Below are 9,596 nucleotides of genomic sequence, written 5' to 3' on the forward strand. Positions count from 1 at the left end.
ACGACCGTCCCCGTGAGGATCGTCCCCGTGACGACCGGCGGGATGACCGTGGTGGGTTCCGTCGCGATGACCGGCCGCGCTACGACCGTCCCCGTGAGGATCGTCCCCGTGACGACCGGCGGGATGACCGCGGTGGGTTCCGTCGCGATGACCGGCCGCGCTACGACCGTCCCCGTGAGGACAGGCCGCGTGACGACCGTCGGGACGACCGGCCCCGTGGGCCGCGCCGGGACGACGACCGTGGCGGCTACCGTCGCGACGACCGTCGGGACGAGCGTCCCCGCGGCCCGCGTCGTGATGACGAGCGCGGCCAGGGCGGCGGCCGGCGGCCGTACGTGCAGGGGCGCGGGCGGTTCGAGAACACCCGGGGCCGTGACGAGCGCCGTGAGGAGCGGGAGCCGGTGAAGCGGCTGCCGATCCCGGACGACGTGACGGGTCAGGAGATCGACCCCAGCGTGCGTCAGGAGCTCATGAGCCTGCCGAAGACGCTCGCCGAGGACGTGGCGCGCAACCTCGTCATGGTGGCCAGGCTGCTGGACGAGGACCCGGACCTGGCCTACGGCTACTCCAGGGTCGCGCTGCGACTCGCGTCCCGTGTCGCCGCCGTCCGTGAGGCGGCCGGCTTCGCCTCGTACGCCACGGAGCGGTACGCCGAGGCACTGGCCGAGTTCCGGGCATGCCGGCGGATGACGGGCACGGTCGACCTGTGGCCGGTCATGGCGGACTGCGAGCGGGGCATGGGCCGCCCGGAGCGCGCGCTGGAGATGGCGGGCGCGCCGGAGGTGCACAAGCTGGACCGCGCGGGTCAGGTGGAGATGCGTCTGGTCGCCGCCGGTGCGCGGCGCGACATGGGCCAGAACGAGGCCGCCGTCGTCACCCTGCAGAGCCCGGAACTGGCGTCCAACGCCGTGCACCCGTGGACGGCGCGACTGCGCTACGCGTACGCCGACGCGCTGCTCGCGGCGGGCCGTGAGGACGAGGCCCGGGAGTGGTTCGCCAAGGCGCTGGAGGCCGACCAGAGCGGCAGCACGGACGCCTCCGACCGGCTGGCGCAGCTGGACGGCGTGGCCTTCGTGGACGCGCTGGACGAGGGTGCCGACGAGGGCGCCGGGGCCGGCGCGCCCGTCGCGGCGGATCGGGACGACGACGGCGACGACATCGACGACGACGCCGCCGAGGACTCCGCGGATGCCGAGGCCTCCGACGACGAGGAGCACGAGGAGCACGGGGAGCGCGAGGTCGGTGACGCCGGGGAGCCGGACGTCGACCTGACCGACGAGGCCGATCCGACGGCGTTCCTCGACGACCCGTTCAAGGAGCCCGCCAAGGGCACCGAGGACTGATCGCCGGAGCAAGGGGAAGGGCGGCATCCGCGTCACGCGGATGCCGCCCTTCGCGTTGTGCGGCTTCAGGCGGGCGTGCCGTCGAGTTCCAGGCTGCGCAGCACCAGGCCGGTCGCCGGCTTCGGGCCGAAGGAGGTCGACTTGCGCGGCATCGTCACACCCTGCTTGGCGAGGTCGTGCACGACGCTCTCGCGCACCGGGTGGATGAGCACGGCCGTGCCGCCGTAATGCTCGGCGCGCTCGACCGCGGCCTGGGTGTCGTGGATGTAGTGGATGTGCTCGGGGGCGTCGGGCACCTCCCAGATCCGGTCCAGGAGCAGGCTGTGCAGCACCGTGGCGTCCAGCTGCCGCCATTCCTCGGGCCGGTCCACGGGGATGGCGCGGTCGAGGGCCTCGGTGTCCGGCCGGTCCAGGAGGTGGAAGCGGCCGTCGCCGGTGAGCAGGAAGGCGTTGCCCTCGGCCGCCGCGGCCTCCAGGGCGGCCAGGGCCTGGGGGAGGGGGCCGGGCAGCTCCTGTACGCGGAAGGCGTGGCGGGCCGCCTCGACGGCCCGTGCGACGGGCAGTTGCGGCAGCACACGGTGGATGGCGCGGACCCGCAGCGGGTAGCGGGCGGTGTCCACCAGCAGCACCAGGCCGTAGTCCCAGGGGCTGGGGGCCTCGTGCTCGGCCTGCAGCAGCAGGTACGTGGCCCAGCGGTGGTGGCCGTCGGCGATGACGGCCTGGTGCCGGGACAGGTCGGCGTCGACCGCGGCGATCGCCCCCGGGTCGGTGATCGCCCACAGCCGGTGGTGGATGCCGTCCTCGGTCGTCGTGGCCAGCAAGGGCGGCTCCGCGACGGTGCGTTCGACGACCTCGGCCGCCTCCCCGTCATCGCCCCGGTACGCCAGCAGCAGCGGTTCGAGGTTGGCGGCCGTGGCACGCATGAGCGCCGCGCGGTCGGCGACCGGGCCGGGCATCACGTCCTCGTGCGGCAGCACGATCCGTTCCTCGGGCGGGGTCAGGCGCAGGGCACCGATGAGGCCGCGCTGCACCTGATGGCCCTCGCGCTGCTCGTACACGTACAGGGCGGGCTTGGGGTCGAGGGCCAGGACGCCCTCCTCCTGCCATTGGAACAGCGCCCATGCGGCCTTGCGGTGCCGGCCGTCCGGGGGCTCGGCGGTGGGCAGGATGAGCCGCACGACATTGTGCGGGTCGGCTGTCTCCAGGTGCCGCTGTTCCTCGGGCCGGACGACGACGTCGTACGGTGGCGAGGTGACCGCGGCCAGGCTGCCGACCCGCTCGGGGACGTAGCGGAGCGCGCGGAACGGCGCCAGCCGCAAGCCCCGTACAGCGGGTCCGGAATTGCTCATCCGGGCATGCTACGCGGGTCATGTCCGCGAAGTGTGCCGAGTGATCGACGACATACGAGGAGCGACCGCCCGATGACCCACAGCACCGGCCCGGCCGGCAGTGAAAGCCCCCTTGACCAGGCGTACGACACCGCCCTGCTCGACCTGGACGGAGTGGTCTATGCGGGTGGTGACGCGATCGTGCACGCCGTGGAGTCGCTCGGTTCGGCCCGGGCCCACGGCATGCGGCTGGCGTACGTCACCAACAACGCGGCCCGCACGCCGCGGACCGTCGCGGAGCACCTGACGCGGCTCGGCGTGCCGGCCGAGGCGGAAGAGGTCATCACCTCCGCCCAGGCGGTGGCCCGGCTGATCGCGGATCAGGTCCCGTCGGGCGCACGGGTGCTGGCGATCGGCGGCGAGGGGCTGGTGGAGGCGCTGCGTGAACGCGGGCTCCAGCCGGTCGCGTCGGCCGACGACGACCCGGCCGCGGTCGTGCAGGGCTACTCGCCCAAGGTCGGCTGGGAGCAGCTCGCGGAGGCGGCGTACGCGGTCAACCGCGGTGCGCCGTGGTTCGCCTCGAACACCGACCTGACCATCCCGACCGCCCGTGGCACGGCACCGGGGAACGGCGCGCTCGTCGAGGTCGTCCGGATCGCGACCGGTGGCGAACCGCAGGTCGCGGGCAAGCCGCTGCCGCCCATGCACCGGGAGACGGTCATCAGGACGGGCGCGCGACGGCCGCTGGTGGTCGGCGACCGGCTCGACACGGACATCGAGGGCGCCCACGCGGGCGGCGTCGACTCGCTGCTGGTGCTCACCGGGGTCACCACTCCCGCACTGCTGCTCGCCGCTCCGCCGCAGCACCGGCCCACCTACGTCGACGCCGATCTGCGCGGCCTGCTCACCCCGCAGCCCGGGGTCACGGACGCCGGTGCGGGTGCGTACCGCTGCGGGGGCTGGACCGCCTCGGCGGGCGACGGGGCGCTGCTGCTGGACGGCGACGGCGAACCCATGGACGGACTGCGGGCGCTGTGCGCGGCGGCCTGGACACGGGCCGGGGACGGCTCCTGCGACCTGGACGCGGAGAAGGCACTGGACCGGCTGGGGCTCTAGAGGAGCTTGCGCAGCCGCAGCAGGTCGCGGAAGCCCGCCTCCAGCTTGACCCTGCCGCTGCCCCACGCCTTGGCGAAGTGCAGCTTGCCGTCGACGAGCGCGACGAGGTCGTCACCGGCCATGGTCAGCCTTATCTCGGCGCGCTCGGCCGGTGGGCCCTGCACGGTGACCACGTCCTGGATGCGGCCGTCCACCAGACGCCCCACGAAGGTGACGTCGAGATCGGTGATGCGGCAGCTCAGCGAGCGGTCGAGAGCGGCCGCGCTGCGCAGGTCGCCGCCCTCGGTCCCGGCGAGGTTCTCGGACAGCCGCTCGAGCGCGCTGCGGCACTCCTCGATGGTCGCCATGGGCTGTGCTTCTCCCGTTCGGACGTGGCTCGTGCTGGTCTTGATCGACGGTACCGCAGGGGACTGTCGGGGAGACGCGGCGCCATAGACGGTAGCGTCGTGACCGACGAAGTCTGGGGAACTGGTGAAGGCGAGGAGTGAGGGCGTATGCGGGACGCGTTGCGGACCTGTCTGCAGATCGCGGGCGGCCTGACCGAGGCCACCCGGCGACGGGCGGTCGGGGCGGCCAAGGAACTGCTCGACCAGACCGGGATAGACGTCGACGCGGTCCAGCGGAGCATCGGCGAGCGGATCCCGCCCGAGGTGCAGACGCTCGCGGACGAGTTGATGGCGTCGGGACGGGCCAACCGCGACCTGCTCGTGGGTCTCGTCCGCGAGGAGATCGACAAGGCGATGGGCCGGGTCGGGCGGCTCGCGGACGAGGTCACCAAGGTCGGCGTCGTCCTGGAGGCCCTGGAACGCCGCATCCGGAACCTGGAAGACGACGACCGGGAGCCGGCCGGGGCCGACATGACGGACGAGGAGCCGGACCCCGGTCTGTACGTGCCGCCGCAGCCGCCGGTGGAGCATGCGCCGGTCGCCAGGCCCGCGCCCGCGCCTGCGCCTGCGCCCGCGAAGAAGCCCACGGGGACGGGCGCTGCCGCCGCCACCCCGGTGGCGCGCAAGAACGCCGCGCCGGCGCAGCCTCCCGCCACGCCTGCAGCCCCTGTGGTTCCGGAGCCCGACATGGCCGCGGGCACGGCTGCCGTGCCGGTCGCGCGGAAGAACGCGGCCCCCGCGAAGGCTCCTGCCGCGAAGCAGACCGCCCCCGCCAAGAAGGCCGCCGCCGCCAAGAACGCGGCCCCCGCCAAGAAGACCGCGGCGGTGTCCGGCACCGCTGCCACCGCCCCCGCCAAGGAGGCGACGGCGGCGAAGAAGGCCACCCCCGCGAAGAAGACCGCCGCGGTGTCCGGCACCGCTGCCACCGCCCCGGCAAGAAGACTGCGGCGGCGTCCGGAGCGGCTGCGCCCGCGGAGAAGGCGACGGCGGCGAAGAAGGCCACCCCCGCGAAGAAGACTGCGGCGGTGTCCGGAGCGGCTGCGCCCGCGGAGAAGGCGACGGCGGCGAAGAAGGCCACCCCCGCGAAGAAGACCGCCGCGGTGTCCGGCACCGCTGCCACCGCCCCGGCCAAGAAGACCGCCGCGGTGTCCCGAGCGGCTGCGCCCGCGAAGAAGACGACGGCGGCGAAGAAGGCCACCCCTGCCAAGAAGGCGGCGGGCCGCACGCAGGAGGTGAAGGGACGTGACTGAGACCGGGCTGGAGGGCGTGGCACCCGCGCCCGCACCGGAGGCCGCGGTCCCGGCGGAGGCGGTCGTCGACGCGGGGCCGCGGCCGCTGGGCGTCGTGCTGGACGCCACGGGGAATACCGAGGTGGACGCCGTCCTTGTCCGCCTGCGGGATGCCGACCTGCTTCCCACCGAGGACCACGTCGAGGTGTACGAGGATGTACACCGTGGGCTGCGCGACACGCTCACAGGACTCGACGCCGACAACAGGAGCTGAACCTCACGTGGCACGACGCCGACTCGACGCCGAGCTGGTGCGCCGGAACCTGGCCCGCTCGCGGGAGCACGCCGGGCAGCTGATCACGGCCGGCCGGGTGACCGTGGGCGGGACGACCGCGACGAAGGCCGCCACGCAGGTGGAGACCAGCGCCGCGGTCGTCGTCGCCGATGACGCCTCGGACCCGGACTACGTCTCCCGCGGCGGCCACAAGCTGGCCGGGGCGCTGGCGGCGTTCGTGCCCCACGGGTTGCTCGTGGAGGGGCGGCGCGCGCTGGACGCCGGGGCGTCCACGGGCGGCTTCACCGACGTCCTGCTCCGCAACGGCGCGGCGCACGTCGTCGCCGTCGACGTCGGCTACGGACAGCTCGCGTGGTCGCTGCAGAGCGATGAACGCGTCACCGTGAAGGACCGTACCAACGTCCGCGAGTTGACGCTCGAGCAGATCGACAACCAGCCGGTGGACCTTGTCGTCGGCGACCTGTCCTTCATCCCGCTCGGGCTCGTCCTGCCCGCCCTCGTACGCTGCGCCGCGCCCGACGCGGACCTGGTCCTGATGGTCAAGCCGCAGTTCGAGGTGGGCAAGGAGCGACTGGGCAGCGGCGGTGTCGTCCGCAGCCCTCAGCTGCGCGCCGATGCCGTACGACAGGTCGCCGGACAGGCGGCCGCACTGGGACTGGGGGTGCTGGGCGTGACCGCGAGCCCGTTGCCGGGACCGTCGGGGAATGTGGAGTACTTTCTGTGGCTGCGCGCCGGGGCGCCCGAACTGGACCCGGCGGATGTCGAACGCGCTGTGGCGGAGGGGCCCCGTTGAGCGAGACGCACGAGACGCACGAGGTGCACGGGACGTCCGGCCGCACCGTCTTCCTCCTCGCCCACACCGGGCGGCCGGCGGCCATCCGCAGTGCCGAGCGGGTGGTCCAGGGGCTGAAGCGCTGCAACATCGGCGTACGGGTGCTGGCCGAGGAGGCCGAGGACCTGACGCTGCCCGGGGACGGCGGGGTGCAGCGGGTGCAGGAGATCGGACCGGAGACGGTCGCGGACTGCGAGCTGATCATCGTCCTGGGCGGTGACGGCACGCTCCTGCGCGGCGCGGAGTTCGCGCGTGCCTCCGGGGTGCCGATGCTCGGCGTCAACCTGGGCCGGGTCGGCTTCCTCGCGGAGGCCGAGCGCGATGACCTGGACAAGGTCGTCGACCGCGTGGTCACCCGCGACTACGAGGTCGAGGAGCGCATGACGATCGACGTCCTGGTGCGCAACGACGGCCGGGTCGTCCACACCGACTGGGCGCTGAACGAGGCGTCGGTGGAGAAGCAGGCGCGCGAGCGGCTGCTGGAGGTCGTCACGGAGGTGGACGGCCGTCCGGTCTCCCGCTTCGGCGGCGACGGGGTGGTGATGGCGACCCCGACCGGGTCGACCGCGTACGCCTTCTCGGCCGGCGGGCCGGTGGTCTGGCCCGAGGTGGAGGCGCTGCTGATGGTGCCGATCAGCGCGCACGCGCTCTTCGCGAAGCCGCTGGTGACCTCCCCGAAGTCGGTGCTGGCGGTGGAGGTGCAGCCGAAGACTCCGCACGGCGTGCTGTGGTGCGACGGGCGGCGCTCGGTGGACCTTCCGGCCGGGGCCCGCGTGGAGGTCCGGCGGGGCGCGGTGCCGGTGCGGCTGGCGCGGCTCCACCACGCCTCGTTCACGGACCGGCTGGTCGCGAAATTCGCTCTGCCGGTGGCCGGCTGGCGGGGCGCGCCGCACTGAGATTGCCCTCAGGGGTGAGGCCCGTCGCGCGGCGGCCCGCAAACCTCGTATGGTCGTATCCGTGTTGGAGGAAATGCGGATCCGGTCGCTGGGAGTCATCGAGGACGCCGTGGTCGAGCTGTCGCCCGGCTTCACCGCGGTGACCGGCGAGACCGGCGCGGGCAAGACCATGGTCGTCACCAGTCTCGGGCTGCTGCTGGGCGGCCGTGCCGATCCCGGTCTGGTCCGGATCGGTACGAAATCGGCGTCGGTCGAGGGGCGGATCACGCTGGCGGCGGGCGCGCCCGCCGCCGTGCGGGCCGAGGAGGCGGGCGCCGAGCTGGACGACGGTGCGCTGCTCATCAGCCGTACCGTCTCGGCGGAGGGCCGCTCCAGGGCCTTCGTGGGCGGGCGCACGGTCCCCGTGGGGCTGCTGGGCGAGCTGGCGGACGAGCTGGTCGCCGTGCACGGCCAGACCGACCAGCAGGGCCTGCTGAGGCCGGCCCGCCAGCGCGAGGCCCTGGACCGGTACGCGGGCGACGCCGTCGCCGTGCCGCTGGCCAAGTACGCGGGCGCCTACCGGCGGCTGCGCGAGGTCGCCGGCGAGCTGGACGAGCTGACCACCCGGGCCCGGGAGCGCGCCCAGGAGGCGGACCTGCTGCGCTTCGGCCTGGACGAGGTCGCCGCCGCGGAACCGCTGCCCGGCGAGGACGCCGACCTGGCCGCCGAGGCCGAGCGGCTGGGCCATGCCGAGGCGCTCGCGTCGGCCGCGACCCAGGCGCACGCCGCGCTCGCGGGGAACCCCGAGGACCCCGAGGGCGTCGACGCCGGCATGCTCGTCGCGGGCGCCCAGCGTGCGCTGGAGGCCGTCCGCTCCCACGACCCGGCGCTGGCCGCGCTCTCGGACCGGATCGGCGAGATCGGCATCCTCCTCGGCGACGTCGCCGGTGAGCTCGCCGGGTACGCCGACGACCTGGACGCCGATCCCCGGCGCCTGGCGGTCGTGGAGGAGCGGCGGGCCGTCCTCGCCCACCTCACTCGCAAGTACGGGGAGTCCATCGACGCCGTCCTGGCGTGGGCCGAGCAGGGCGCGGCCCGGCTCGGCGAGCTGGAGGGCGACGACGAGCGGATCGGGGAGCTCACCGGGGAGCGCGACGCGCTGCGCCTCGAGCTCGGCGACCTCGCCCAGGCCCTCACCGACGCCCGGGGGGAGGCGGCGGACCGGTTCGCCGCGGCCGTCACGGCGGAGCTCGCGCAGCTCGCCATGCCGCACGCCCGGGTCGGCGTCGCCCTCCGGCAGACGGAGGACGCGGAGGGCATCGAGGTCGGCGGCCGCCGGGTCGCCTTCGGCGCGACCGGCGCCGACGAGGTCGAGCTGCAGCTCGCACCCCACCCCGGCGCCCCGGCCCGGCCGATCGCCAAGGGTGCTTCCGGCGGTGAGCTGTCCCGGGTGATGCTCGCCGTCGAGGTCGTCTTCGCGGGGTCGGACCCGGTACCGACGTACCTGTTCGACGAGGTCGACGCGGGCGTCGGCGGCAAGGCGGCGGTCGAGGTCGGCCGGCGTCTGGCGCGTCTGGCGCGGACCGCGCAGGTCGTGGTCGTCACGCACCTGCCCCAGGTGGCCGCGTTCGCGGACCGGCAGCTGCTGGTCGAGAAGACGAACGACGGGTCCGTGACGCGGAGCGGGGTGCGCGTCCTGGAGGGTGAGGAGCGGGTACGCGAGCTGTCGCGGATGCTCGCGGGGCTGGAGGACTCGGAGCTCGGGCGGGCGCACGCGGAGGAGTTGCTGGCCGCGGCCCGCGAAGCGCGCTGACGCGCGCCGGACCCGCGTGGGCCGTCGCTCCGGCCGGTGTGCGGATCGCAGGGCGGCTGTGGTCGTGGCCGGGAGGTCGTCTCGCCTTCGCCAGTGGGGGTGCGGTCTTGCCGCGCGGCGGGTGGCCGACCGACGTTCCCCGGGCGCCGTCCGGCGGACCCCCGGGAGGGGTTTCCGCGCACCGCACACGGGGCGGAGGCGGTCGGCAACGCCGCCGGCCGGTCCGTGGCCGGTCCGTCGGGGGCACCGCCGTCCCCCGGCCGTGGGCGTGCACCGGCGCGTGCCACGCCCGAGGGCGGGTACCCCCGCTTGCGGGTGCGGGGTCGGCGTGATGGGGGAGGTTTCTTATACACATCTCACACTGCCAACAAAAAACCTT

Annotated in this window: 9 protein-coding genes and 1 pseudogene; 8 read left to right on the top strand and 2 right to left on the bottom strand. The window is 74.4% G+C overall.

Going from position 1 to position 9,596, the window contains the following annotated elements:
- Together PV341_RS39585 and PV341_RS39590 are read left to right on the top strand one after the other, a co-directional pair.
- A pseudogene (locus tag PV341_RS39585) lies at window positions 1-405 on the top strand (hypothetical protein); the annotation flags it as partial.
- A gap of 50 nt (window positions 406-455) precedes the next feature.
- Window positions 456-1,343: a hypothetical protein gene (locus PV341_RS39590; protein WP_500328602.1), complete on the top strand. Its 888-nt coding sequence runs from the start codon at window positions 456-458 to the stop codon at window positions 1,341-1,343.
- Window positions 1,344-1,408: 65 nt separating this feature from the next.
- Here the strand turns inward: PV341_RS39590 and PV341_RS39595 are convergent, their stop codons facing one another.
- A complete protein-coding gene (locus tag PV341_RS39595) occupies window positions 1,409-2,692 on the bottom strand; it encodes a DUF1015 family protein (RefSeq protein WP_500328588.1) in 1,284 nt (427 codons plus the stop codon).
- 72 nt (window positions 2,693-2,764) lie between these two features.
- On the opposite strand from PV341_RS39595, the gene PV341_RS39600 reads away from it, so the two are divergent.
- Window positions 2,765-3,787, top strand: a complete 1,023-nt coding sequence (locus PV341_RS39600) for an HAD-IIA family hydrolase (RefSeq protein ID WP_500360324.1) — start codon at window positions 2,765-2,767, stop codon at window positions 3,785-3,787.
- On the opposite strand, the gene PV341_RS39605 is transcribed toward PV341_RS39600, so the two are convergent.
- Window positions 3,784-4,134 carry a sterol-binding protein gene (locus PV341_RS39605; RefSeq protein ID WP_500328584.1) on the bottom strand — a complete coding sequence of 117 codons (351 nt, stop codon included), beginning with the start codon at window positions 4,132-4,134 and terminating at the stop codon, window positions 3,784-3,786. The two genes, PV341_RS39600 and PV341_RS39605, sit on opposite strands and share 4 nt — an antisense overlap.
- Before the next feature lie 147 nt (window positions 4,135-4,281).
- On the opposite strand from PV341_RS39605, the gene PV341_RS39610 reads away from it, so the two are divergent.
- From PV341_RS39610 to recN, 5 genes are read left to right on the top strand one after another with little or no spacing between them, the layout of a single operon-like run.
- Complete coding sequence (locus PV341_RS39610) at window positions 4,282-5,409, top strand: hypothetical protein (protein ID WP_500360325.1); 1,128 nt, start codon at window positions 4,282-4,284, stop codon at window positions 5,407-5,409.
- A gap of 6 nt (window positions 5,410-5,415) precedes the next feature.
- Window positions 5,416-5,676, top strand: a complete 261-nt coding sequence (locus tag PV341_RS39615) for a hypothetical protein (RefSeq protein WP_500328580.1) — start codon at window positions 5,416-5,418, stop codon at window positions 5,674-5,676.
- Between the two features lie 7 nt (window positions 5,677-5,683).
- Window positions 5,684-6,490, top strand: coding sequence for a TlyA family RNA methyltransferase (locus PV341_RS39620; RefSeq protein ID WP_500328578.1), 807 nt, complete (start codon window positions 5,684-5,686; stop codon window positions 6,488-6,490).
- Window positions 6,487-7,425, top strand: a complete 939-nt coding sequence (locus PV341_RS39625; protein WP_500328576.1) for an NAD kinase — start codon at window positions 6,487-6,489, stop codon at window positions 7,423-7,425. The genes PV341_RS39620 and PV341_RS39625 overlap by 4 nt, the downstream gene beginning before the upstream one ends.
- Window positions 7,426-7,474: 49 nt before the next feature.
- Entirely contained in the window at window positions 7,475-9,217 is a 1,743-nt protein-coding gene (gene recN / locus PV341_RS39630; protein ID WP_500360326.1) for a DNA repair protein RecN, read from the top strand.
- The last annotated feature ends 379 nt before the right edge of the window (window positions 9,218-9,596 follow it).

Source organism: Streptomyces sp. PA03-1a (assembly GCF_033792805.1).
Taxonomy (GTDB): Bacteria; Actinomycetota; Actinomycetes; order Streptomycetales; family Streptomycetaceae; genus Actinacidiphila.